This window comes from Virgibacillus natechei (genome assembly GCF_026013645.1).
GTDB classification, from domain to species: domain Bacteria; phylum Bacillota; class Bacilli; order Bacillales; family Amphibacillaceae; genus Virgibacillus_L; species Virgibacillus_L natechei.
In genome coordinates this window covers 2214927-2240037 of record NZ_CP110224.1, presented here as the reverse complement: position 1 = coordinate 2240037, position 25111 = coordinate 2214927, and the positions used below count along the sequence as shown (strand labels likewise).

Annotated in this window: 20 protein-coding genes, 2 tRNA genes and 1 other annotated feature; of the genes, 19 read left to right on the top strand and 3 right to left on the bottom strand. The window is 37.7% G+C overall.

Annotated elements, in window-relative coordinates; all coding sequences use genetic code 11:
- The 11 genes from OLD84_RS11715 to yihA all read left to right on the top strand — a co-directional run bounded on the left by OLD84_RS11715 (window position 1) and on the right by yihA (window position 10851).
- The gene (locus tag OLD84_RS11715; RefSeq protein WP_209462044.1) at window positions 1–1098 is read left to right on the top strand and encodes a GerMN domain-containing protein; all 1098 of its coding nucleotides are present in this window, start codon (window positions 1–3) and stop codon (window positions 1096–1098) included.
- 183 nt (window positions 1099–1281) lie between these two features.
- Window positions 1282–2031, top strand: a complete 750-nt coding sequence (gene rph / locus OLD84_RS11710) for a ribonuclease PH (protein ID WP_209462043.1) — start codon at window positions 1282–1284, stop codon at window positions 2029–2031.
- A 10-nt stretch (window positions 2032–2041) separates the two neighbouring features.
- Window positions 2042–2650: an XTP/dITP diphosphatase gene (locus OLD84_RS11705; RefSeq protein WP_209462042.1), complete on the top strand. Its 609-nt coding sequence runs from the start codon at window positions 2042–2044 to the stop codon at window positions 2648–2650.
- Window positions 2647–3156: a metallophosphoesterase family protein gene (locus OLD84_RS11700; RefSeq protein WP_209462041.1), complete on the top strand. Its 510-nt coding sequence runs from the start codon at window positions 2647–2649 to the stop codon at window positions 3154–3156. The genes OLD84_RS11705 and OLD84_RS11700 overlap by 4 nt, the downstream gene beginning before the upstream one ends.
- Window positions 3157–3324: 168 nt before the next feature.
- Window positions 3325–3398: transfer RNA gene (locus OLD84_RS11695), tRNA-Gly, on the top strand.
- 10 nt (window positions 3399–3408) lie between these two features.
- Window positions 3409–3482, top strand: a tRNA-Arg gene (locus OLD84_RS11690).
- Window positions 3483–3617: 135 nt separating this feature from the next.
- The gene (locus OLD84_RS11685) at window positions 3618–4604 is read left to right on the top strand and encodes a tetratricopeptide repeat protein (RefSeq protein WP_209462040.1); all 987 of its coding nucleotides are present in this window, start codon (window positions 3618–3620) and stop codon (window positions 4602–4604) included.
- 134 nt (window positions 4605–4738) lie between these two features.
- A complete protein-coding gene (gene tig / locus OLD84_RS11680) occupies window positions 4739–6031 on the top strand; it encodes a trigger factor (protein WP_209462039.1) in 1293 nt (430 codons plus the stop codon).
- A gap of 287 nt (window positions 6032–6318) precedes the next feature.
- Complete coding sequence (gene clpX, locus OLD84_RS11675) at window positions 6319–7599, top strand: ATP-dependent protease ATP-binding subunit ClpX (RefSeq protein WP_209462038.1); 1281 nt, start codon at window positions 6319–6321, stop codon at window positions 7597–7599.
- A 347-nt stretch (window positions 7600–7946) separates the two neighbouring features.
- Window positions 7947–10283, top strand: a complete 2337-nt coding sequence (gene lon, locus OLD84_RS11670; RefSeq protein ID WP_209462037.1) for an endopeptidase La — start codon at window positions 7947–7949, stop codon at window positions 10281–10283.
- The gene (yihA, locus tag OLD84_RS11665; RefSeq protein ID WP_209462036.1) at window positions 10270–10851 is read left to right on the top strand and encodes a ribosome biogenesis GTP-binding protein YihA/YsxC; all 582 of its coding nucleotides are present in this window, start codon (window positions 10270–10272) and stop codon (window positions 10849–10851) included. The genes lon and yihA overlap by 14 nt, the downstream gene beginning before the upstream one ends.
- 611 nt (window positions 10852–11462) lie before the next feature.
- Here the strand turns inward: yihA and OLD84_RS11660 are convergent.
- On the bottom strand, window positions 11463–11945 hold the full coding sequence (locus tag OLD84_RS11660; RefSeq protein ID WP_209462035.1) for a LiaI-LiaF-like domain-containing protein: 483 nt from the start codon (window positions 11943–11945) through the stop codon (window positions 11463–11465).
- 231 nt (window positions 11946–12176) lie between these two features.
- Between OLD84_RS11660 and hemA the strand changes: the two genes are divergently transcribed.
- The 7 genes from hemA (at window position 12177) to OLD84_RS11625 (ending at window position 19910) form a co-directional block, all read left to right on the top strand.
- Window positions 12177–13562, top strand: a complete 1386-nt coding sequence (hemA, locus tag OLD84_RS11655; protein ID WP_209462034.1) for a glutamyl-tRNA reductase — start codon at window positions 12177–12179, stop codon at window positions 13560–13562.
- Between the two features lie 121 nt (window positions 13563–13683).
- Window positions 13684–14613, top strand: a complete 930-nt coding sequence (gene hemC / locus OLD84_RS11650; RefSeq protein ID WP_209462033.1) for a hydroxymethylbilane synthase — start codon at window positions 13684–13686, stop codon at window positions 14611–14613.
- Window positions 14613–15383: a uroporphyrinogen-III synthase gene (locus tag OLD84_RS11645; RefSeq protein ID WP_209462032.1), complete on the top strand. Its 771-nt coding sequence runs from the start codon at window positions 14613–14615 to the stop codon at window positions 15381–15383. The genes hemC and OLD84_RS11645 overlap by 1 nt, the downstream gene beginning before the upstream one ends.
- A gap of 2 nt (window positions 15384–15385) precedes the next feature.
- Window positions 15386–16366, top strand: coding sequence for a porphobilinogen synthase (gene hemB, locus OLD84_RS11640; protein WP_209462031.1), 981 nt, complete (start codon window positions 15386–15388; stop codon window positions 16364–16366).
- 35 nt (window positions 16367–16401) lie between these two features.
- Window positions 16402–17691, top strand: a complete 1290-nt coding sequence (hemL, locus tag OLD84_RS11635) for a glutamate-1-semialdehyde 2,1-aminomutase (protein ID WP_209462030.1) — start codon at window positions 16402–16404, stop codon at window positions 17689–17691.
- Between the two features lie 129 nt (window positions 17692–17820).
- A complete protein-coding gene (gene spoVID / locus OLD84_RS11630) occupies window positions 17821–18837 on the top strand; it encodes a stage VI sporulation protein D (protein ID WP_245301474.1) in 1017 nt (338 codons plus the stop codon).
- Between the two features lie 68 nt (window positions 18838–18905).
- Window positions 18906–19910, top strand: a complete 1005-nt coding sequence (locus OLD84_RS11625) for a protein kinase family protein (RefSeq protein WP_209462028.1) — start codon at window positions 18906–18908, stop codon at window positions 19908–19910.
- Here OLD84_RS11625 and OLD84_RS11620 read toward each other — a convergent pair.
- Window positions 19907–20095, bottom strand: coding sequence for a hypothetical protein (locus OLD84_RS11620; RefSeq protein ID WP_245301473.1), 189 nt, complete (start codon window positions 20093–20095; stop codon window positions 19907–19909). The genes OLD84_RS11625 and OLD84_RS11620 overlap by 4 nt on opposite strands.
- Before the next feature lie 888 nt (window positions 20096–20983).
- Window positions 20984–21231: a binding site (T-box leader), on the top strand.
- 55 nt (window positions 21232–21286) lie between these two features.
- Between OLD84_RS11620 and OLD84_RS11615 the strand changes: the two genes are divergently transcribed.
- Complete coding sequence (locus OLD84_RS11615) at window positions 21287–23932, top strand: valine--tRNA ligase (protein WP_209462027.1); 2646 nt, start codon at window positions 21287–21289, stop codon at window positions 23930–23932.
- A gap of 297 nt (window positions 23933–24229) precedes the next feature.
- Here the strand turns inward: OLD84_RS11615 and OLD84_RS11610 are convergent, their stop codons facing one another.
- Entirely contained in the window at window positions 24230–25105 is an 876-nt protein-coding gene (locus OLD84_RS11610) for an ATP-grasp domain-containing protein (protein ID WP_209462026.1), read from the bottom strand.
- Window positions 25106–25111: the final 6 nt, after the last annotated feature.

Sequence of the window (25111 nt, the reverse complement as noted above, 5' to 3'; positions counted from 1 at the left end):
ATGCTGAAGCGCGGAATACTTTTGACAGGGGCTTTAATCTTCTTCATTATACTAACAGGGTGTTTTCAAGGGGAACAATCACTCGAGGAAATGGATCCACCTCAAGATGCAGAGGCAGTGGATAATCTAGAAGAAGAAGTAACAACTGAGGATACAGAGGCAGTTGAAGATGATGAATCAGATGTAAATGAAGAGGAGACAGGAGGGATTGCAGATGAAACAAATCCACGAGAGTTGTATTTACTTGACTCAAACGGAATGGTTGCATCCCAAACGTTAGAATTACCAAGTCCTGGTTCTAAGGAAGTAGCGACTCAAGTAGTCGAGTATTTAGTAAAAGGTGGACCAGTAACTTCGATGTTGCCAAATGGATTTCAAGCTGTACTTCCTGAAGGAACAGAAGTATTGGGCTTAAATTTACAAGAAGATGGTACCATTGTGGTTGATTTATCTGAGGAATTTGAAAATTACGAAGCTGAGAATGAATTAAATATACTCGAGTCGATGACATATACACTGACACAATTTGATAATGTGCAAAAAATGCAATTAATGATCAATGGTCATCCGCAAGAAGAAATGCCAGTAAATGGAACGCCGATTAGAGAGGGATACTCCAGGGCAAATGGAATAAATATTACTGGAACAGATACACTGGATTTGGTCAGTAGCAATGCTGTTACGATACATTATCCGACAGAACACAATGAGAACCGGTATTATGTACCTGTTACACAGTATGTTAATAGCGATAATGATGAAATGTTTGGTTCCATTGTTGAAGAAATGATTCAGGGGCCGGGATTAAATACAAATGTAACCCATGTATTTAATGCACAGACAGAATTGACAGATACACCAACATTAGAAGATGGCGTACTAGAATTAGTCTTTAGTGAAGATGTGCTAACAGATACTGAACAAGCGATGATTTCAGATGAAGTAATGGAGACTATAGTACGAACGTTAACAGGACAACAATCTGTAGACGCAGTAGATGTAAAGGTGGAAAATATGGATCAGTTGGTTAACGAAAACGGGGAAACGTACGACGAACCCGTTACAGGACAATCATTTTTACCAAGTGAAAAGCTTTAATCTAAGGGGCTATGCATGACAGCCTCTTTTTTTTGCAGATAAGAAAGAAAAACCTTCTTTCTACATAAGCTTTGACAATCCACCTGAAGGCTTAATGAATGCTAAGTTTTCTAAGGTGGATAATTACGTGTTTCTTTGGTTAATAATATGTTAAGCTAAGGTCAAATAAGGAGGAGTTCATTGATGAGAAATGATCAGCGACAAGTAAATCATATACGACCAGTAAAAATCACGCCTGATTATATCAGTCACCCAGAAGGGTCTGTTTTAATAGAGGTAGGAGACACCAAAGTTATTTGTAATGCTAGTATTGAAGATAAGGTTCCTCCATTTATGCGTGGTAAAGGGAAGGGGTGGATTACGGCAGAATATGCGATGCTTCCCAGAGCAACGGAACAAAGAAATATAAGGGAGTCTTCCAAAGGAAAAGTTAGTGGAAGAACAATGGAAATACAACGTTTAATTGGAAGAGCGCTACGATCAGTTGTTGATTTAGACAAAATTGGAGAGCGAACAGTTTGGGTAGATTGTGATGTTATTCAGGCTGACGGCGGGACAAGGACTGCTTCTATTACAGGGGCATTTGTAGCAGTTGTATTGGCTTTTGGTAAATTATTGACTAAGGGAACCATTAGCAAAATGCCTGTTATAGATTATTTAAGTGCAATCTCCGTTGGTGTATTATCGGACGGAAAGGAAATTCTCGACTTAAATTATCAAGAGGATTCCCAAGCTGATGTTGATATGAACATTGTTATGACAGGGGCTGGTGAATTTGTTGAAATCCAGGGAACAGGTGAAGAAGCAACATTTTCTCAGAGTCAGTTGCTAACCATGCTCCAACTTGCGAATGAGGGAATAGAAAAGGTTACGGAGTATCAAAAAGAAACGATTGGTGCGCTATCAGACCGAATCGGTGAAACAGTTACATAGGAGAATGGTCATGAAAAAAATAATAATAGCGACTCGGAACGCTGGTAAGGCTAAGGAGTTTAAAGATCTTTTTATCGGGTATGGAATACAAGCTATTTCTTTATTGGATTTAACGGAAGAAATTCCTGAAGTAGAGGAAACTGGTACAACATTTGAAGAGAATGCTGCATTGAAAGCTGAGCAACTTTCAGATAGATTGTCCATCCCTGTACTGGCTGATGATTCAGGACTAATTATTGATGCATTAGGTGGTAGGCCTGGTGTTTTTTCTGCGAGGTATTCAGGAATGAAAAATGATCAGAAAAACATAGAGAAGGTATTGGGCGAATTAGAAAATATACCAACCGAGGAAAGAACGGCAAGGTTTGTATGTGTTCTCGCTGTTGCTGTGCCAGGTCAAAAAACAATATTTCGCAAAGGGGATTGTGAAGGAAGCATTGCTTTTTTTGCAATAGGAGATAATGGATTTGGCTACGATCCTGTTTTTATTCCAAAAAACTATACATGTACAATGGCTCAGCTTTCAGATAATGAGAAGAATAGTATCAGTCATCGAAAAAATGCAATTGTGGAGCTGGACGAATTTATAAAAAACGATGGAGGAGGGATATTCAGATGACGAAGGTTCTAATTTTAAGTGATAGCCATGGATTAACGAATGAAGTTGCAGAGATAAAAAAACGTCATCAACTAAAAAACATGATTCATTGTGGAGATTCTGAACTAGATATGGACGCACCAGAGTTGGACGGTTTCTTGAAAGTGGGGGGAAATACCGATCATGATTCCCGGCTTCCTGAGGAACAGAATCCGACAATTAATGACGTTAACTTTTATGTGACACACGGTCATCTTTATGATGTTAAAGCGAACTTATTGACATTAGCATACCGGGCGGAAGAAGTAGATGCCAGTGTCGTCTGCTTTGGGCATACTCATATAGCTGGAGTTGAGCAAGTAGGTAACCGTCTATTTATCAATCCTGGTAGTATTCGACTACCAAAGAAAAGATCGGAAAAGACCTATGCAATATTAGAATGGGAAAGTCAAATTGACGTTATCGTTACTTTCTATACAATTGATGGAGAAGTCATCGAAGATTTATCACACCGTGCAACCATATAAAAAATAGAAGCTTGTCATCATAGTGAAGAAACTATATGATAAGCTTTTCCATTTTTTATAAAAAAGTATTGACAAAATATCTTTAAATGCATATAATGATTCTTGTCCGTTAAAATCCTAAATAAAAGAATGATGAAACATATTTAAGTACTAGTACCTTGATTCTAAGCGGGTGTAGTTTAGTGGTAAAACCTCAGCCTTCCAAGCTGATGATGTGGGTTCGATTCCCATCACCCGCTCCATACATATTATGTCCCAGTAGCTCAGTAGGATAGAGCAACAGCCTTCTAAGCTGTGGGTCGCAGGTTCGAATCCTGCCTGGGACATCATCAGGGAGAAACCTAATTTTGAAATAGGTTTCTCCTTTTCTATTTAATTTAAGTTCAATATGATAAGATTAAGGGGATATATATCCAATTAGATATGAAAAATAATATCTAAATCAGGAAGGAGGAGAATAGATGGAAAATGAATCAGAATTCGATAATGTTATACTTTTTCCGAAATGGAAAAAAACATTGGAAGAAGAAAGCTTACAAGCACTAAAGGAAAAGAAATATGAAACAGCCCTATTAAAACTAAATAAATTATTAAGTTACCAAGTTAATAATCATGAAATAATTATTGCTAAGTTAATTTGTTTAATGGAGTTAGAGAGGCATGGCGAAGCTCAAGACATGTGTGAAGCGTTATTAAACATCAAAGATGAAAATTATTATCATTACGTACATATTTATCTAACCATATTGTTTCAAACAAACCAGTACGAGTTATTAATGGAACAAGTTGAACAAGACTTAAGAAATGAAGACTTGCCAGCTGTTATAAAAGAACAATTTCAGCAACTGTATGATATGAGCGACCAAATGAAGAATGATGTAACTATGGAGAAGACTACTGTATATTTAGATGAGCTTAACCAGGCAATTGATGATAATAAGCATGTTGAACAATGGCGTATTATCCAAAATTTAAGAAAAACGAAGGCCCAGTCTAGTAGTGATATCATCAAATACTTGATGAATGAAAAAGTTCATCCCGTAACGAAAACAGCAATGTTTCAATGGTTACAAGATCAAGAAATTACATATGAAGTGGACATACATAAATTAGATTCACAAATACGTGTCGTACCTGCAAACATTTTGGACATTGCATCACATAGCATAGTAAAGCAAACGTTGTTACAAATAAGTGAATTAGAACAAAAAGATCCATCATTATTTATCCTATTAAAACAAATTCTCTATCGATATGCTTATGTACGATATCCAATAATGCCACCAAATGATGACGTTGTGCATATCGCAGAAGCTTTAAAGCATATAGGGCAGGAATATGTAGATATACATATAAAAAAGGGAGAACGACGAAGTGATATCATTATACATTACACGGAAGAAATAAAGGCATGTGAAACGCTGTATATGAGTATGATAGAAGATTAAATAAGCACATGACCATAAATGCTTGAAAGGCGTTGCGTTTATGTTATAATTAGTTCGTTGTAAATGTGTCATTATATGCTAATAATGAATATGAAAAATGAATGAAGATAATAGATTTTTGGAGGGAATATTTCATGGTAGCAAATTGGGAAAAGCAAGAAGGAAATACAGGAGTATTAACATTTGGAGTAACGGCAGATGAATTTGAAACTGCATTAGATCAAGCATTTAAAAAAGTTTCAAAGGATATGGAACTTCCAGGATTCCGTAAAGGGAAGATACCACGTAAAATATTTGAAAATCGCTTTGGTGTTGAATCATTATACCAAGACGCGGTAGACCTTGTTCTTCAAGGTGCTTATGGGAAGGCAATTGAAGAAACGGCGATTCAACCAATTGAACAGCCAGAAGTGGATATAGAAACGATTGAACGAGGTAAAGACTTGGTTTTCACTGCTAATGTAAACGTGAAACCAGAAGCTACTCTTGGAGAATACAAGGGATTGGAAGTTGAAAGCCAATCTGTAGAAGTGACGGATGAAGAAGTTGAAGAATCCATAACGACCTTGCTTAACGAGCATGTTGAGCTAGTTGTAAAAGAAGAAGGTGCTATTGAAGAAGGCGACACAGTAGTAATGGACTTTGAAGGATTCATGGACGGAGAAGCGTTTGACGGTGGAAAAGGAGAAAACCATTCACTTGAAATTGGTTCCGGACAATTCATTCCAGGGTTTGAAGAACAATTAATAGGTAAAGAAACGGGAGAAGACGTTCGCGTTGAATTAACATTCCCTGAAGAATATCATGCAGAAGACCTAGCTGGTAAAGCAGCTGCATTCGAAGTAAAAATTCATGAAGTGAAGTATAAAGAACTACCGGAATTGGATGATGAATTTGCAAAAGATGTTGATGAAGAAGTGGAAACACTTGATGAATTGAAGAAAAAGAAAAAAGTTGAACTTGAAGAGCAAAAAGAACAGAATGCTGAAAATGAAAAACGAGAATCGTTATTGGAACAAGCTTCTAACAATGCTGAAGTAGATGTACCTGAAGCAATGGTAGAAACGGAGCTTGATCAAATGGTAAAAGAATTTGAACAGCGTCTTCAACAACAAGGAATGACAATGGAAATGTATGCTCAATTTTCTGGTCAGGACGAAAATGCATTAAAAGAGCAAATGAGAGAAGATGCTGAAAAGAGAGTAAAGACAAACCTAACATTAGAAGCGATTGTTAATGAAGAAAACCTTGAAGCAACGGAAGAAGATGTAGATGCAGAGCTTGAGAACATGGCTGGTATGTATGGAGTAGAAAAAGAGCAATTAAAACAAATGCTTGGTGGAAATTCAGATGCTATCAAAGATGATCTTAAGTTTAGAAAAGCAATTGACTTCTTGGTAGAGCAAAGTAAGCCTGTAGAACAATAGTAATAAGTGTATTTACACATTAGGAAAATACTAACAAGATGCGCTACGTCGCATCTTGTTAGTGTTTTACCTATTTTAATATCTAACTTAACGACTTTATTTTGGGAAGTAACATATAGTAGGTGTAGTAAGGTTTGACTTTTAAGCCATTATAGCTTTAATGAATTTAGAGTCATGAGAAGTGTATTTGTTTTGTTTTTTAATTTTGATCTGATATGATGACTTTAAAGTTGAATCCTAAAATATAGGGTTTAGGAGTAGATTTAAACTTTTAGGGGTGAAATTATATGCGTAAGTTTAATGAAGAAAAAGGGCAATTAAAATGTTCATTTTGTGGAAAGAGTCAGGATCAAGTACGTAAATTAGTTGCCGGGCCGGGCGTTTATATATGTGATGAATGTATAGAACTTTGCACAGAAATTGTAGATGAAGAATTAGGTACAGAAGAAGAAACAGAAATGAAAGAAATTCCAAAGCCAAAAGAGATAATGGAAACGCTAGATGATTATGTTATTGGTCAGGGGAAAGCTAAGAAGAATATGTCTGTAGCTGTTTACAATCATTATAAACGTGTGAATTCAACTAGTGCTGCAGATGATGTGGAAATTGGAAAGAGTAACATTTCAATGCTTGGACCAACAGGTAGTGGTAAAACACTTCTAGCTCAAACGCTTGCCAGAATCATTAATGTTCCATTTGCTATGGCAGATGCGACCTCCTTAACAGAAGCTGGATATGTTGGTGAAGATGTAGAAAATATTCTTCTGAAATTGATTCAAGCAGCTGATTATGATGTTGAAAAAGCAGAAAAAGGTATTATTTATATTGATGAAATTGATAAAGTGGCACGTAAATCTGAAAATCCATCTATTACGCGTGATGTATCAGGTGAAGGTGTACAACAGGCACTACTTAAAATCATTGAAGGTACTGTAGCTAGTGTTCCGCCACAGGGAGGACGTAAGCATCCACATCAGGAATTCATTCAAATTGACACGTCGAATGTTTTATTCATTGTTGGTGGTGCCTTTGATGGTATTGACCAAATTGTTAAACGTCGTCTTGGTCAAACCGTAATTGGATTTGGTGGATCAAATGATAAGGGCCAAGATCTTGGTGTCGGACAATTATTGCAAAAAGTATTACCAGAGGATCTTCTGAGTTATGGCTTAATTCCAGAATTTATAGGGAGAATTCCAGTTGTAGGAAGTTTGGAGCCTTTAGATGAACATGCATTAGTTCAAATATTAACGAAACCGAAAAATGCACTTGTGAAGCAATATGAGAAGTTATTCCAAATGGATGACGTAGAATTGGAGTTTGAGGAAGAAGCGCTTGTTGAAGTGGCTAAAAAAGCAATTGAGCGTAAAACAGGTGCACGTGGCTTACGCTCCATTATTGAAAGTATCATGCTCGACGTAATGTATGAATTACCGTCAAGAGATGATATAGAAAAATGTGTTATAACGAAAAGCACGGTAAAAGAAGAAAATGGTAGCCCTAAGCTTGTGCTTAAGGACGGGACTGTAAAAGAAGGAGATAACACACTTCCGAGAGAAAGCGCCTAAGTAAAAGAAACAAGTAAAAATCTGAGACTGACTAGGCATATAGCTCCTTATCCACAGAGAGTTATGTACCTAGTCAGTTTTTTTCACTTTTACGATTAACGCCGAAAAATGAGGTAATACTAAGTTTAATTATTTAAAAATTGAAGTGTTACCACAGCTTTACTGCCTATATAAGCTTTAAGGAACAAGATTGAGGGCGCCATACTATTACTCATCGAAAACATTTGTGCGCCGAAAACTTGACTGAATGAAGTTTTACTTTATAGATTTACAAATGCATCGTTCTTCTATAAACTTTAAAGATATATGCAAGCATAAAGATATTACATAAGACGGAGGTACATATAATGATAAAAGACACGATCCAACTCCCCCTCCTTCCATTACGCGGATTACTTGTATTTCCATCGATGGTTATTCACCTTGATGTAGGAAGAGATAAGTCTGTTGCAGCATTGGAAAAAGCGATGATGGGTGATCAAACCATATTTCTTGCAGCTCAAAAGAAAGTCAGTTTGGAAGAACCAGAAACCAAAGACGTTTATCAGATCGGAACCTTGGCAAAAGTAAAACAAATGCTAAAACTTCCAAATGGAACCATTCGTGTTTTGGTTGAAGGGATACATCGCGGGGAAATTGTACAATTTATGGACACGGATAATGAAGCGTTTGAAGTAGAAATTGAAAAATTAGAAGATGTACATGCAGAAGAAGCAAATGAAGAAGAGGCTTTAATGCGTACGTTATTAGATCAGTTTGAGCAATACATAAAAATTTCTAAAAAAATAACACAGGAAACCTTTGCAACGGTTTCTGATATTGACGAAGCTGGAAGGTTGTCTGATATTATTACATCTCATTTATCTTTAAAAATTAAAGATAAGCAGACTTTATTGGAGATGATAGATATCAAGGAAAGGCTCCAACATTTAATTCAGACGATCTCCAATGAGCAAAAAGTACTGGATTTAGAACAAAAGATTGGCAAGCGTGTAAAAAGTTCCATGGAAAAAACACAAAAAGAATATTACTTGCGCGAGCAATTGAAAGCTATCCAAAAAGAACTAGGTGAAAAAGAAGGTAAAACCAGTGAAGTTGGACAATTGAGTGAAAAAATAGAGTTGTCGGATATGCCGGATTCGATTAAAGAGGTGGCTAAAAAGGAATTAGGTAGGTATGAGAAAGTCCCACAAAGTTCTGCGGAAAGCTCGGTTATTCGTAATTATTTAGATTGGCTGCTGGCATTACCTTGGACGAAGAAAACAACAGATACAATTGAAATTGATAATGCGGAAACAATACTTGATGAGGATCATTACGGTCTAGAGAAGGTTAAGGAACGGATACTAGAATATTTAGCCGTGCAAAAGCTAACAAACTCTATTAAGGGTCCTATTCTTTGTCTTGTAGGCCCTCCAGGAGTGGGGAAAACATCCTTAGCGAAGTCCATTGCGCGTTCGATAAATAGAAACTTTGTTAGAACTTCTTTAGGTGGTGTTCGGGATGAAGCTGAGATAAAAGGACATCGCCGAACGTATATTGGTGCAATGCCAGGTAGAATCATACAGGGAATGAAAAAAGCAGAAACGATTAATCCAGTGTTTTTATTGGATGAGATCGATAAAATGTCAAACGATTTTCGTGGTGATCCTTCATCAGCAATGCTTGAAGTGCTGGATCCGGAACAAAATCACACGTACAGTGACCACTTTATTGAAGAGAACTACGACTTATCCAATGTGTTATTTGTTGCAACGGCGAACTATGTTACGAATATCCCAGGCCCATTATTAGATCGTATGGAACTTATTTCAATAGCTGGTTACACGGAAGTAGAAAAACTGCATATTGCCAAAGAACATTTATTGAACAAGCAGTTAAAAGAGAATGGATTAAAAAAAGCAAACATGCAAATCCGTGATGATGGATTATTAAAACTAATTCGTAAGTATACGCGTGAAGCTGGAGTTAGAAACCTTGAGAGACAGCTTGCCACACTGTGTAGAAAGGCTGCTAAACAAATCATTTCTGATGAAAAGAAACGGGTAATCGTAACGGAGAAAAATTTGGAAGAATTACTTGGCAAGCCACTTTACCGTTATGGGCTAATGGAGCAGGAGAATCAAATCGGAACAGCTACAGGCCTGGCATATACGGCAGCTGGCGGAGATACATTGTCGATAGAAGTTTCACACTATCCTGGCAAAGGAAAACTGACGTTAACAGGAAAACTCGGCGATGTTATGCAAGAATCTGCCCAAGCTGCATTTAGCTATATTCGCTCACGGGCGGATGAATTAAACATTGCTTCTGATTTTCATGAAACATACGATATTCATATTCACGTTCCTGAAGGAGCGACACCTAAAGACGGGCCATCAGCAGGTATAACAATGGCTACTGCTCTTGTATCAGCTTTAACAGGAAGAGCAGTTAAGAAAGAGGTAGGTATGACTGGTGAAATAACTCTACGAGGACGTGTGCTGCCAATCGGTGGTTTGAAAGAAAAATCGCTGAGTGCTCACCGGGCTGGAATTACCACGATTATCATACCAGATGAGAATGTAAAAGATATTGATGATATACCAGAAAGCGTACGAAATGATCTAACGTTTATAAAAGCAGCCCATTTGGATCAAGTGTTAGATCATGCACTGGTGGGTGAAAATCATGAAAGTAAATAATGCAGAGATTGTGATTAGCGCAGTAAGTAGTAAGCAATATCCAAATGACCGACTTCCAGAAATAGCGTTAGCCGGCCGTTCTAATGTTGGTAAATCATCATTTATTAATAAGCTGATTAATCGCAAAAACTTAGCAAGGACTTCATCTACGCCTGGAAAGACACAAACATTAAATTTTTATAAATTGAATAATGCCTTTTACTTTGTCGATGTTCCGGGTTATGGGTATGCTAAGGTATCGAAAAAAGAGCGAGAAAAATGGGGAGGCATGATGGAAGAGTATTTTCAAAGTAGGGATACGTTAAAGATAACCGTATTAATCACGGATGTCCGTCACGAACCGACTCAAGATGATATTCAAATGTATGAGTTTTTAAAACACTTTGAGCTTCCCGTTCTTGTAGTTGCTACGAAAATGGATAAGATTCCGAAGAGTAAGCGGACTCAGTATCTGAAACGTACGAAAGAGACCTTAGAAGTGGATCCAGAAGATTATGTCCTTCCTTTTTCATCAGAAACTGCTGAAGGGAAGGACGAAGCTTGGAGACTTCTTAGAACATATTTATAACAAAAGCGCAAGTACCCGTTTAGCAACGTACAAACTGCGCTCAGCGATGCGGGTGGTTCAACGTTGCCACGCAAAGTGGCGGTTTTAGTTGAACTTCCACTGCCGCAATGAGATTAGATGAACTTGACTTATCGCCAGTAGTGGCGAAAGTCAAAGTGAATCTTATGCTTGGAAAGCGAAAAGGAAACATGCCCCTTCATAGAGGTATGCCGACGCCTGAGCGCAAGCCCGGTTTTAGTCGGCCTTCCTTAAGCCTAGGGAGTCGATGCCGGCTTTCACCACAAGGGTATAAGTGCGCCTAAGCCTCTGGCAGAGCCAATCGGCAAGTCTTCTTTTCACCCACAGGGCATAAGTGCGACTTTACTTCTGCCTACGCCTCCGGCTTGGCAATCAGTAAGTCTTCTTTATCGTAGTGGAGGAGTGTGAAGTTTGGGGCTGCGCTAAATGCTCGCCCCACCGTAAAGATTTGATAGTTGCTGGGCGCTGGAGCTGGACGTGGCTATTTAAGTATATAAGTTATCCTAGTATTTAAATTCTATAGTTTCCTATGCAAAAAAAGCTCTCTGTTGAAAACAATATGTTTCCTGCAGAGAGTCTTTTCATAACTACGGTTATTTTTTCTTCTTTAATAAATAAATTCCAATAATAATAATGGCTATTGGCCAGTAATCTTCTATATAATCAATTACTACGTAGACCCATGCAAGCCATTCAGGAAGTTCAATTGAAAAAATTAAAAGAATCGAAAGGCCTATGAGCACAATGCCAGCAAATAGTCCATCCTTTGTTTGCAGATAACGAATGAGAAATGCAATGCCGATAATGAGAAGGTAAATAGCCCAATGATCTATCCAAAAACGATAGTGATTTAAGCCGTGAATATGAATACCGATCCCTAAAATAATCGTACCAATAAACAAATTTTGATATTTCTTCGAATTATAGCTATAAATAATTAGTGATAAGCCTATAATTATTAGTAGCGTAGGTAATGAGTAAAAGTCAGTCAAAATTGGAATTCTTAACTGCCTTAGTAGAAAAAATATACCAATGCCGATTAATATGTAAGCGGCAAGCGAATTTTTTTTCTTCATTGATACACCTCTAGTCTACAGTAACGTGATTTCTTGCTAATTATATACTGTTATGATAAAGTACCCTCGAGTTCATATTATATATACGTTTGATCTTATCACATTGTTTCAGAATCTGTTCACAATTTCAAAAAAAGTGAACCGTATAATGTGATATAATATACATTAATACGTTTTTTAAAGGTATGTTCTATTGAACATATTCCTAAAGTTTTATTGGGGGTAGATAAAGTGCATATTCTAAAAGTTGGATTCAATTACAAAACAGCCCCTGTAGAAATTAGGGAAAGGTTCACATTTTCAGAACAATCTCTTCATGATGCCATGACAGCACTAAAGGCGCAAAAGAGTATTTTGGAAAATGTGATTATTTCTACATGTAATCGTACAGAGATATACGCAGTGGTTGATCAACTTCATACAGGTCGTTATTATATAAAACAATTTTTATCAGACTGGTTTGAAATTGAGAAGGAGGATTTTTCTTCTTACTTAAGAATTACGGAAGATGATGGTGCATTTGAACATTTGTTTCGTGTTTCTACCGGTCTTGATTCAATGATTTTAGGGGAAACACAAATTTTAGGTCAAGTTAAGAAATCATTTTTAACATCACAAAGCATGGATACGACCGGAACGATCTTTAATGAACTTTTTAAACAGGCTATTACGTTTGGAAAACGAGTACAAAAGGATACTGAAATCGGTTCACATGCGGTTTCGGTAAGTTTTGCTGCAGTTGAACTGGCTAAAAAGATATTTGGTAATCTAAAGGATAAACATGTTGTAATATTAGGTGCTGGAAAAATGGGAGAATTGGCTGCAAAAAATCTTCAAGGTTCAGGTGCAACAGATATTACAGTTCTAAACCGAACATTTGAAAAAGCAGAGGAGTTAGCTGCAAAATTCGATGCAAAGCCTGCACATGCAGATGATTTAGCAGATGTTTTAAAGCATGCAGATATTCTTATAAGTTCGACTGGTTCAGATTCTGTATTATTAACAAAGGAAATGTTAGAACCAATACAAAAGGAACGAAACGAAAGCCCATTACTTTTGGTCGATATCGCTGTGCCACGAGACCTTGATCCGAAGATAAGTGAGATAGAGAATGTCTTTTTACGTGATATAGATGATTTACAGCATATTGTTGATGGAAATTTAGAGTCTCGAAAAGCTGCAGCAGAAGAAGTAGAAATTTTGCTTGAAGCGGAAATCGTTGCTTTTAAAGAGTGGGTGAAGACATTAGGAGTTGTCCCCATCATTTCTGGTTTGCGTCAAAAAGCTCTATCCATTCAAGCTGAAACCATGCAAAGTATTGAACGAAAAATACCAGACTTAACAGTACGTGAGAAAAAAGTATTAAATAAGCATACGAAAAGCATTATTAATCAATTATTAAAAGAACCCGTTACACAAGCAAAAGAATTAGCTGCAAGGGACAAAGCAGAGGAATCGTTAGATCTGTTTGTGGATATATTTGGCATTGAAGAAGAAGTAAAGGCTGAATTGAATAAACAAGCAAAAAATAATAATACACTTACAAGACTAAACAAAGATGAAAAAACAGATAATAAAATTGCATTTCCAATGATAGAAAGATTAAGCAGTATGTAGATTAGTAAGCATTCAGTGAGGGAGACACCTTACTGAATGAGGTTTTGCTTTATAGCATTCTGGTTATTTCGTTTTGGTTCGTCATTTCGTGTATGGTGATTTACTATTGGAGGTTTTTTAGATGCGTAAAATAGCGGTAGGGTCAAGAAAAAGTAATTTAGCGTTAACGCAAACGGATTGGGTAATAGATGCGTTACAAGCTGCAGGTGTTCAAAACGAATTTGAAGTACATCAGATTTCAACCAAAGGTGATCGTATTCTGGATGTTACATTGTCCAAAGTAGGTGGCAAAGGTCTATTTGTTAAAGAAATTGAAAAAGCTATTTATGATCATGAGATTGACCTAGCTGTACATAGCATGAAGGATATGCCGTCAGAGATGCCTGAAGGTCTGGTGATCACATCCATTCCAATCAGAGAGGATCATCGCGATGCTTATATTGCAAAAAATAATGTAGCCTTAAAAGATTTACCTAGCGGAGCGATAGTAGGTACAAGCAGCTTGCGGCGAGGGGCTCAAATCTCAGCAGAAAGACCTGATGTTTCAATTAAATGGATTCGGGGAAACATTGAAACGCGTTTACGTAAACTCGACGAAGAAGATTATGATGCAATTATTTTGGCTGTATCCGGCTTAAAACGCGTTGGTTTAAGTGAAGATCTTATAACCGAATATCTCGAACCAGATGTTTGTGTGCCAGCAGTCGGTCAGGGTGCATTAGCGATAGAATGCCGTGAGGATGACCATGAGCTACGTGAAATATTAGCAAGGATTAACGATGATCGAACAACGAAAACGGTTAAAGCGGAAAGAACGTTTCTTCATCTGCTAGAGGGTGGATGCTCGGTTCCAATTGGGGGCTATGCTTATTTAGAAGGACAGGAAATTGTTTTGACAACATTAGTAGGTACACCAGACGGGGAAGAGATTCTTAAAGAAGTAGCTCGGGGTACAGACCCTGAATCTGTGGGTGAAGAAGCTGCGAATAAAATGATTGACCGGGGTGGAAAAGAGATTATAGATCGAGTGAAAGAGGAGCTTGATCAGTAATGCCGAATTCATTACATGGGAAGAAAATCCTGATAACTAGAGAAGCAAGGCAAGCTAATGAGTTTACAGAAAAGGTATTGAAGTATGGCGGAAAACCAATAGAAGTTCCTCTTTTGAAACTTACAGGTAAAAATCATACGGATAATAGACGGTTTTTTCAGGATTTAACCATGTATGAGTGGATATTTTTTACAAGTACGAACGGTGTTCATTATTTTTTTCAGTTAGCAAGCGAGTATCAAATAGATACTGGAGTTTTAAAAGATAAAAAGCTTGCTGTTGTTGGTCATAAAACGGGCAATGTACTAAAAACTTATGGATTCACAGCAGATTTTATACCGACGACGTATAACGCTACTGTAATGGCAAGTGAATTCTTAAATAGATATACAGTTGATAATCCGATATTACTTGTGCGGGGAAATCGTTCAAGAGATGTTATTCCTGTAGAATTTTCAAAGCATGGAGTTGCTTATGACTCGATGGAAGTTTATGAAATAACCTATAATTATCAAATGACGGAGCGTTTAAATGCCGTTTCAAGGGATTATGATATCGACTTTATAACATTTACAAGCCCCTCAACAGTTGAAGCATTTACTGAAATGACGATGGTACACTCAGGTAATGAAGTGTGTGTATGTATCGGTACGACAACCGAAATGCGAGCGCGTGAATTAGGTTTTACTACAATTATAACAGCAGAAGAATTTACAATAGATGGCATGTTGACATGTATCAGTGAATTTATCGCTCAGAAGGGATTATGATAATGACAACAAATCAGGATTTTAAGCGGCATCGAAGGTTAAGGTCATCAGGTTCCATGCGGTCTTTAACCCGTGAAAACCACGTGCGAACAGAAGATTTAATTTATCCAATGTTTATTATTGAAGGTGAAAATATTAAACAGGAAGTTCCATCCATGCCTGGTGTATTCCAAGTCTCACTTGACCGATTAAATGAAGAATTAAAAGAGATCAATGAACTGGGAATTAAAGCAATATTACTTTTTGGTGTACCTAAAGAAAAGGATGAGCAAGGGACTGGTGCTTTTATCGAAGATGGTATGGTCCAGGAAGCAACACGAGCCATCAAAAAAGAATATCCAGAAATACTCGTGGTCGCAGATACGTGTTTATGTGAATACACGTCACATGGTCATTGTGGAGTTATTCATAACGGTGATGTTGATAATGATGCATCACTTAAACTATTAGCTAAAACAGCTGTATCACAAGCACAAGCAGGTGCAGATATCATTGCACCATCAAATATGATGGACGGATTTGTAACGTTTATCCGTCAAGCGCTAGATGAGGCTGGGTATACGAACATTCCGATTATGTCCTATGCAGTAAAATACGCATCAGCGTTTTATGGCCCTTTTAGGGATGCTGCTGATAGTACACCACAATTTGGTGATCGTAAAACCTATCAAATGGATCCAGCAAATCGCTTAGAAGCATTACGTGAAGCTGAATCAGATATGGAAGAGGGCGCAGACTTTCTGATCGTAAAACCTGCCATGACTTACCTTGATATTGTACGAGACGTAAAAAATAAATCTAACGCCCCAGTAGTTGCTTATAATGTTAGTGGAGAGTATTCGATGGTGAAGGCTGCAGCATTGAATGGCTGGATTAACGAGCAAGAGTTGGTAATGGAGAAGTTAACCGCCATGAAACGTGCAGGCGCAGATCTTATCATCACATATTTTGCAAAAGATGTAGCAAAATGGTTGAATCAATAGTAGAACAAATAAATTTGCAGTTAGGGTGATGAATCGTGAAAAGTTTTGATAACTCTGTAGATGCATATAAGGAAGCGGTTGATTTGATGCCTGGTGGTGTGAATTCACCAGTCCGTGCATTTAAATCAGTAGGTATGTCACCAATTTTTATGGAGTATGGGAAAGGGTCACAGATAGTTGATATTGATGGGAATGAATATATTGATTATGTGTTAAGTTGGGGGCCACTTATTTTAGGGCACGCCCATAATCGTGTTGTCACAAAGTTGCAAGAAGCAGTTGCAAATGGGACAAGCTTTGGTACGTCAACTACTCTGGAAAATAAACTTGCAGAACTGGTCATTGAACGTGTCCCTTCAATCGAAATGGTACGAATGGTGAACTCCGGAACAGAGGCAACGATGAGTGCATTACGTGTTGCCAGGGGTTATACAGGAAGAAATAAAATTTTAAAATTTGAAGGTAATTATCATGGGCATGGGGATTCATTGCTAATTAAGGCAGGATCAGGTGTGGCCACATTAGGATTACCAGATAGTCCAGGCGTTCCGGAATCTATTGCTAAAAATACAATAACAGTTCCATATAATGATGTAGAAAGTGTACGTTATGCCTTTGAACAATATGGTGATGATATTGCAGCAGTGATTGTTGAGCCTGTTTCTGGTAATATGGGAGTTGTCCCACCAGAGAATAATTTCTTACAGGATTTACGAAACATTACGGAAGATAATGGTACCTTATTAATTTTTGATGAGGTGATGACAGGGTTCCGTGTAGGCTTTAATTGTGCGCAAGGGTATTTTGGTGTCACTCCAGACCTGACCTGTCTAGGAAAAGTAATCGGTGGTGGACTTCCAGTAGGTGCTTATGGTGGTAAACGTGACATTATGGAAAATATCGCTCCAACTGGCTCTATTTATCAAGCAGGGACATTGTCCGGGAACCCATTAGCAATGACTGCTGGCTATGAGACCTTAAATGCCTTAACTGAAGATTCGTATAAGGAAGTAAATCAGCAAGTGGATAAGCTAATCGAAGGCTTCAAGCAAGCTGCAAATGATTTTCAATTACCACTGCAAATTAATCGGGCAGGATCAATGGTTGGTGTTTTCTTCACAGATGAAGCTGTTGTAGATTTTGAAACAGCTCAGAAGTCTAATCTTGATTATTTCGCTCAATACTATAGGGCAATGATTGAAGAAGGTATATTCTTGCCACCGTCTCAGTTTGAAGGATTGTTTCTGTCAACGGCACATACAGATGAGGACATCGATAAAACGATTCAGGCAGTACGAAATGCATTTTCTAAAATTGAAAAATAAATGAAGGTTTAAAAGCTACTTCCTAGTCGGAGTAGCTTTTTTTACTATATAAGCATATCTTTCCATTTTCACTCATATAATTCTTAAGACATATGAAGTAAAACGATCATGTTGAAGGGAGGAAGTACTTTGTCGAATGACCAATCAGTATTCAGCTTCGAGTTAAATGAATCTCTCTATTTTGAAAAGGGACAGGAAGTTGCAGAAATGAGAGGAATTTCATTAGATCCAGAAATATCTATTCAATCTTTTAATGAGTACATTTCAATTCGAGGAGTAATTGAGTTGAACGGTGAATATCAAAAGGTGGTGGATTCAGAAGAAGATAATGATTTTAGTGATTTAGATAATTTTCAATCTCATCGTTATGTAGAAAGTGTGATCGATACGGAAGATGACTCAGCAAGATTTTCCCACCGATTCCCTGTTGAAATTTCTGTTCCATCATACCGTGTAACTGATTTAAACGATGTAACCGTAAGTATTGAATCATTTGATTATGAGATACCTGATAAAAGTCAATTGAAGTTATATTCCACCATTGAAATTGATGGGATTAATAGCCAAGCGACAGAGGTTCGTGAAGAAGAGGAAGAGCAGGAAGAAGTGACAGAACCGATCGATGAGGCCTTTCAGTTTGAGATTAAAGAAAAGAAGGAAATAGAATCACCTAGCGCTATAGAGCCAGAGCATCCAGAGCATGTTCCTGAATTATCTATAGAGGAACAAGAGCCGATGGAGAGTGAACGTTGGAAATCCAAAAAATCACAAACATTAAAGGAATTCTTTGATACTATTTCTTCTCAGGAAGAGGAGTCTAGTTCAATAGATATGTCAGAAAACCCTAATCCACCCCCTTCTGTTTTCGAATCTGAATCATCCTCTGAATTTTATTATGAAGAAAGCACGGAAAGTCGCTCCGAGAAGCTTGAGAATGTAAGTTATTTATCTGATATGTTCAGAGGTACAGAAGAAGAACAGTATACACAGATGAGGCTTTGCATCGTACAAAGTCAAGATACGATAGAAACGATTGCCGAGCGCTATGATATTACTGCGTTACAATTAATGAAACAAAATCAGATAGATGATAATTATGCAGTGGTAGAAGGTGAAATGCTATATATTCCAGATATTAATAGGTAATTAATTTACGCCCCTTGGTATACGTTTTCAAGGGGTATCTAATTTTTCCTATCCAGGTGGTGAAATGAATGGAAATAATTAAAAAAGTGTTAAATGCTTATGCTATTCATCCATTAAATATAGAACACGTAACAGATCGATTAATTCGAGTAAGTGATGGACAAGGTGATTATGCGTTGAAAAGTAGTTTACTATCCAAAGAATCTGTGTCAAATTGGGAGAATGTATATCATCTAGCATTCTCCAAGCAGGTTTCTACTGTTTTACCAGTATATTTAACGAAGAATGGTAACCTGTACGTAGAAATGGATCAAACGATCTTCTATTTAACCCCCTGGATAGAAACAGAACAAACAAAGAGTAGTAGCCAGGTAATTGATTACTTTTATAAAAGCATAGGAACTGTTCATGCCAAAACAAAACAGTCACAATCGATATCCACCGGAAATTTAACAAGCGATTTTAATACATACAAACGTTTTTGTGAGATAACACAACGAGACTTGCTTAAGTTTGTCGAGCAGTTTGAACAGAACAGATATATGTCACCATTTGAATTATTGGTTTGTACACACTATCGTGATATAGAATTTGCATTAAAAGAAATCAATAGACGAATTGACCAGTTTATTGAGGAACAAGAACAAGAGATAACTTGGAATTATAGTTTGTGTCACGGAAATTTAAATTTTTCACATACACGTAATACGCATCTAATAAATTGGGAGAATTCTTTTTTCGACAATGCAGTAGTAGATTTAGCGTTGTTTTTTAAACAAGAAGTTTCATTTTACGATCAACCTATAAACCTTTTCATGGAGCAGTTCTCTACCTATTACAATGAAAATAAACTGAGCCAAAACGAATTATATTTACTTACAATTCATTTATTAAATCCATCGGACTACGTCAAACTAATTCAACAGTATGTGACGAACGGTTCGAAGGATTCAATGGTTAATCAAGTTATAAACTTACAGCATGCGTACCGCCAAATTTTATTTGGCTTACAATGGTCAAAATTTGTGGAAGCGGAATATGAAACGTTTTCCATGGATGACCTTGAAAGCTAAATCCATTTTAAATAAAAAGCTATAAATAAAGTTACTAAAACCCCTAGTAAAAAAACGTCTAATGACGTTGGAAATATCATTGTGCGGATTAATTGAAAAATCAAAATGGGTAATGTTGCTTGCTCAATAACAATAATACAAGTTCTAGCCCATGGTGGTAGTCTAAAACGATAATAACGCGCCAACTTAATCACCTCTCTTACTTGTATAGTTAGAACTAAAATGTGTTTATAGATGTCATTTGTTAAGGTTCTTCTCGAAAGTGTTGGGACTGCGGTTACTCGCCCCACCGAAAATAATTGTTGCTTTCAATCTTCGCAGTTGAAATAAAAGACGGCGTAACTGCTGTTTGCTATAAGTATTTGCTATAAACGCCGTTCGGGATCGCTCCGGGCGGATGCTTTCCGCGGGCACGGCCTCAGCCTCCTCGAGAAAACCACTCTGCGGGGTCTTCGGACACGTGCTGGGGCTGCGCGTAAATGCTCGCCCCACCGAAAACCATTGTTCCCGCAGGAGTCACCGCCCTTCCCTCACCCGAACTGGTGAGGCGGTTGGATGTTTTGAATATTGATTACTAATGCAATTTAGCGGCAGTAACCGGAACACCCAGCGGAGGAAACACATGAAGACTCCTGCGGGAGAAAGGCCTAGGTGAGACCCCACAGTGCGTTAAATGATGAAGGCCAACTAAAATCGCCCTTTGCGGGCAACGTTGGCATACCCCTTGCCGGGGCAAGGAGGCTCACCAGCCGCCCGCGGAAAGCGAAATGTGTTTCCGTAGCGAATCCTTGATCTCAACTAGCGTTTGCAAAAGAATGTTCACTACGTCGTCTTTTATATCTTTTGTGTTAAAAACAACATCTTTTAGAAAACAGCTTTTTTGTTAAAAACGAAGGCTTTTACCCTATAAGGATGGGGTAGCCGATCGATTAATTCGTTATATAATATGTAAATAGACACCTGTTTTGTGCAAAATCATGAGTAATAGTTGACGAAGCACACCATTATGGATAAAATAAAAGTAATAATTAGAGGATGTTCGAAAATAGTATCGTCCTTAGTCGATCAACAAATAAAATGCGATGATAGGGAAGAGTACAAAATAGCACCTAAAGAGAAGGAAACCAATAGCTGAAACGTTTCCCAGGAATGCCTATTTTGGAAGGTCACCCTTGATGCAACTTCTCCGAAACATAAGTTTCGCGCTTAGTAGTAGGAGGATGTCGGTTATTGGCCGTTATCCATTAATTGAGTGTGCAAATGGATTTTTTTTATTTGTAAACAAAGGTGGTACCACGGAAATACCCTTTTCGTCCTTTATTAAGGATGAGGAGGGTATTTTTGAATTCAATTAAGAAACAAGGAGGATTTTCAGTATGAATAACGATCAAAACACATCACTTCCTTCAAAATATAATCCACAGGCTGTTGAAAAAGACCGTTATCAATTTTGGTTAAAAGGCAAATATTTTGAAGCAACAGGTGATCAGGAGAAAGAACCCTATACCATTGTTATTCCACCGCCAAATGTAACTGGCAGGCTGCATTTGGGACACGCATGGGATACGACAATGCAAGATACGATTTCTAGAATGAAACGAATGCAAGGATATGATGTATTATGGTTACCTGGTATGGATCACGCAGGTATTGCTACACAGTCCAAAGTAGAGGAAAAGTTAAAAGAACAGGGGACTAACCGACATGTGTTAGGTCGCGAGAAATTCATGGAGACAGCCTGGGAATGGAAAGAGGAATATGCAGATTTCATTCGTTCACAATGGGAAAAATTAGGCCTAGGACTTGATTATTCAAGGGAAAGGTTTACATTGGATGATGGGTTATCCGGTGCTGTAAAAGAGGTATTCGTTAAGCTATATGAAAAAGGATATATTTATCGCGGGGAATATATCATAAACTGGGATCCGAAGACACGTACTGCCCTTTCTGATATCGAAGTGATTTATGAGGAACTGCATGGGAAGTTTTATCATATGCAATATAAAATAAAAGACAGTGACGAAATGATTGAAGTCGCTACAACACGACCAGAAACGATGTTAGGTGATACGGCAGTTGCTGTTCATCCCACAGATGACCGTTATAAGCATTTAATAGGTAAGACGGTTATATTACCGATTGTTGGTCGTGAGATTAAAATTGTTGCGGATGAATATGTTGATATGGAGTTAGGATCTGGTGCGGTCAAAATAACACCAGCACATGATCCAAATGATTTTGAAATTGGAAACCGTCATGGCTTGAAGCGGATTTTAGTGATGCATGAAGACGGTTCAATGAATGAAAATGCTGGTAAATATGAAGGACTTGACCGTTTTGAATGCCGCGAGCAAATTGTTAAAGACCTTCAGGACCAGGATGTATTATTTAAAATAGAAGATCACACACATCAGGTTGGACATTCTGAACGAAGTGGTGCCGTTGTTGAACCATATTTATCGACACAATGGTTTGTTAATATGCAGCCACTGGCAGACGAAGCAATCAACCTTCAGAATGGTGAAGAAAAAGTGAATTTTGTGCCAGATCGTTTTGAAAGAACGTATTTACACTGGATGGAAAATATTCGTGATTGGGTGATCTCTCGTCAGCTATGGTGGGGGCATCGTATCCCAGCTTGGTATCACAAAGAGACAAAAGAGATCTATGTAGGAAAAGAAGCACCCAGTGATAGTGAGAATTGGGAACAGGATGAAGATGTCTTAGATACATGGTTTTCCTCTGCTTTATGGCCTTTTTCAACAATGGGCTGGCCGGATGAGCAAAGCGATGATTTTAAGCGTTATTTTCCAACCGACGTATTGGTAACGGGCTATGACATCATTTTTTTCTGGGTAGCGCGAATGATCTTTCAATCGAAGGAATTTACAAAAGAGAGACCGTTTAAGGATGTACTTATCCATGGATTAATCCGTGATGCAGATGGACGTAAAATGAGTAAATCATTAGGGAACGGTGTTGATCCAATGGATGTTATTGATAAATACGGGGCTGACTCCCTACGTTATTTCCTATTAACAGGTTCCACTCCTGGTCAGGATTTACGCTTCCATTGGGAAAAGGTGGAATCTACTTGGAATTTTGCTAATAAAGTATGGAATGCTTCCCGTTTCTCGCTAATGAATATGGAAGGATTCACCTATGAGGATATCGATTTATCAGGGGAGAAGACATTAGCAGATAAATGGATTTTAACTCGCCTAAATGAAACGATCGATCATGTTACAAAAAACACAAATAAATACGAGTTCGGTGAAGCGGGTCGGTATCTATATAATTTCATATGGGATGAGCTATGCGATTGGTATATCGAAATGGCAAAACTACCATTAAACGGCGAAGATGAAGCAAAAAAGAACACAACGCGTTCCGTGCTCGCCTATGTTCTGGATCAAACCATGCGTATGTTGCATCCGTATATGCCATTTATTACCGAAGAAATTTGGCAGCAATTGCCGCATCAAGGAGAATCGATTACAGTTGCTAGCTGGCCGGAAGTAAAAAATGCGTTTCATGACGAGACAGCTTCAACAGAAATGAAACGGCTTGTATCGATAATTAAATCCGTTCGTAATATTCGTGCAGAAGTAGATACACCGATGTCTAAACAAATCAAATTGTTAATACAAGCTGAAAACGAGGAGATTGTACAAGAACTCAAGAATAATAAGGACTACTTGGAACGATTCTGTAATCCAAGTGAATTAACGATAGCCTCTGAATTAGATATTCCAGAAAAGGCAATGTCAGCTGTAGTAACAGGCGCTGAAATATATTTACCACTCGAAGGGTTAATTGACTTTGAAAAGGAAATAGAGCGGTTGGAAAAAGAGGTTGTGAAATGGAATAAAGAAGTGGAGCGTGTACAGAAAAAACTGGCAAATGAAGGATTTGTAAAAAAAGCACCTCAAGAGGTTGTTGATGCAGAAAAACAAAAAGAACAGGATTATCTAGAAAAACACTCGAAAGTGAAAGCACGTTTGGCAGAATTAAAAGGATAAGAACAAAAGCGCAAGCGCCCGTTTAGCAACGTACAAATTGGAGCACTCCGCTATGAGATAAAGGAAACACGACGAACGAAGTGAGTAGATGTTGACTTTCACCACAAGGGTATAAGTGCGACTTTACTTCTGCCTACGCCTGCCGGCTTGGCAATCAGTAAGTCTTCTTTATCGTAGTGGAGGAGTGTGAAGTTTGATAGTTGCTGGGCGCTGGAGCTGGACGTGGCTATTCCAGTATATAAGTTATCCACAGCGTTTAAATTCTATAGATTCCTATGCAAGAACAAAAGTGGAATTTCAATTATCCGTTGAAATTCCACTTTTTAATTTATCCGTAATGTGTGTGATATATTTTTCTAAGATGTTCAGGTCACTAACCGTGCTTAGCGTTCGTGATCCGACAACGTCCTCGATTTCATTAAAAAGTAGTTCCCCATTTAAGCCGATTAAAAAATCAATACCAACCATATCAAAATGAAAAGAGCGAATGATTTTAGAAATGATTGAACGTTCATGTGCATGAAGTTGATACATGCGGGCAGAGCCACCAAGTTTAAAATTAGATCGGAAATCATCGGTGCTTTCACGTAACACAGCACCAATGATCTCTTTTCCTATCACAAACACGCGTAAATCTTTTCCGAGTTGTACGTTACAGGCTTGAATAATGATGTCGTTTGTAGCAATACTTGAAATACGATTTAACCAGTCTTGTTTATCTTGTATATAATAAACCTGTTTACCACCCCTACCAGATGTTTCTTTTATGATAAAGGGATAGGGCATGGGTGGCGTTTGTGATACCGTATCTTTCTGAGCAAATATAGTGTCAACCATTGGAATATCCTGGTCGATGATATGGTGATGAGTTAGAGCTTTATTATTGCAAATACTTGAAATAGAAGATGAGTTAAAAACAGTAATGCCACATGTTTCCAGATGAAGGTTCAGCAAGGGTTCAATTAGACGGATGATAGCAAAGTCTGGTTTATGTACTTCTTTATTATCCACTTTGATTGTTCGCTCTTGGTTTTCAATACCGATTATTAATTGTTCTCTTATAACAAGTTCAAGTGATACGTTCTGCATCTGCGCTTCTGCAATCATCCAATTAATATAGGATCTATTTTCTTCAACATTAGCTTCTGCGTATATTAACCATCCATGCTTCATGTGCTC

Bases quoted from the DNA above. Each gene is read 5' to 3' on its own strand.
- hemB (WP_209462031.1), top strand. From the start codon at position 15,386: ATGACAACAAATCAGGATTTTAAGCGGCATCGAAGGTTAAGGTCATCA.
- tig (WP_209462039.1), top strand. From the start codon at position 4,739: ATGGTAGCAAATTGGGAAAAGCAAGAAGGAAATACAGGAGTATTAACA.
- OLD84_RS11625 (WP_209462028.1), top strand. From the start codon at position 18,906: ATGGAAATAATTAAAAAAGTGTTAAATGCTTATGCTATTCATCCATTA.
- lon (WP_209462037.1), top strand. From the start codon at position 7,947: ATGATAAAAGACACGATCCAACTCCCCCTCCTTCCATTACGCGGATTA.
- OLD84_RS11610 (WP_209462026.1), bottom strand. From the start codon at position 25,105: ATGAAGCATGGATGGTTAATATACGCAGAAGCTAATGTTGAAGAAAAT.
- hemC (WP_209462033.1), top strand. From the start codon at position 13,684: ATGCGTAAAATAGCGGTAGGGTCAAGAAAAAGTAATTTAGCGTTAACG.
- rph (WP_209462043.1), top strand. From the start codon at position 1,282: ATGAGAAATGATCAGCGACAAGTAAATCATATACGACCAGTAAAAATC.
- OLD84_RS11615 (WP_209462027.1), top strand. From the start codon at position 21,287: ATGAATAACGATCAAAACACATCACTTCCTTCAAAATATAATCCACAG.
- OLD84_RS11685 (WP_209462040.1), top strand. From the start codon at position 3,618: ATGGAAAATGAATCAGAATTCGATAATGTTATACTTTTTCCGAAATGG.
- OLD84_RS11700 (WP_209462041.1), top strand. From the start codon at position 2,647: ATGACGAAGGTTCTAATTTTAAGTGATAGCCATGGATTAACGAATGAA.
- yihA (WP_209462036.1), top strand. From the start codon at position 10,270: ATGAAAGTAAATAATGCAGAGATTGTGATTAGCGCAGTAAGTAGTAAG.
- OLD84_RS11705 (WP_209462042.1), top strand. From the start codon at position 2,042: ATGAAAAAAATAATAATAGCGACTCGGAACGCTGGTAAGGCTAAGGAG.
- OLD84_RS11645 (WP_209462032.1), top strand. From the start codon at position 14,613: ATGCCGAATTCATTACATGGGAAGAAAATCCTGATAACTAGAGAAGCA.
- clpX (WP_209462038.1), top strand. From the start codon at position 6,319: ATGCGTAAGTTTAATGAAGAAAAAGGGCAATTAAAATGTTCATTTTGT.
- OLD84_RS11660 (WP_209462035.1), bottom strand. From the start codon at position 11,945: ATGAAGAAAAAAAATTCGCTTGCCGCTTACATATTAATCGGCATTGGT.
- OLD84_RS11715 (WP_209462044.1), top strand. From the start codon at position 1: ATGCTGAAGCGCGGAATACTTTTGACAGGGGCTTTAATCTTCTTCATT.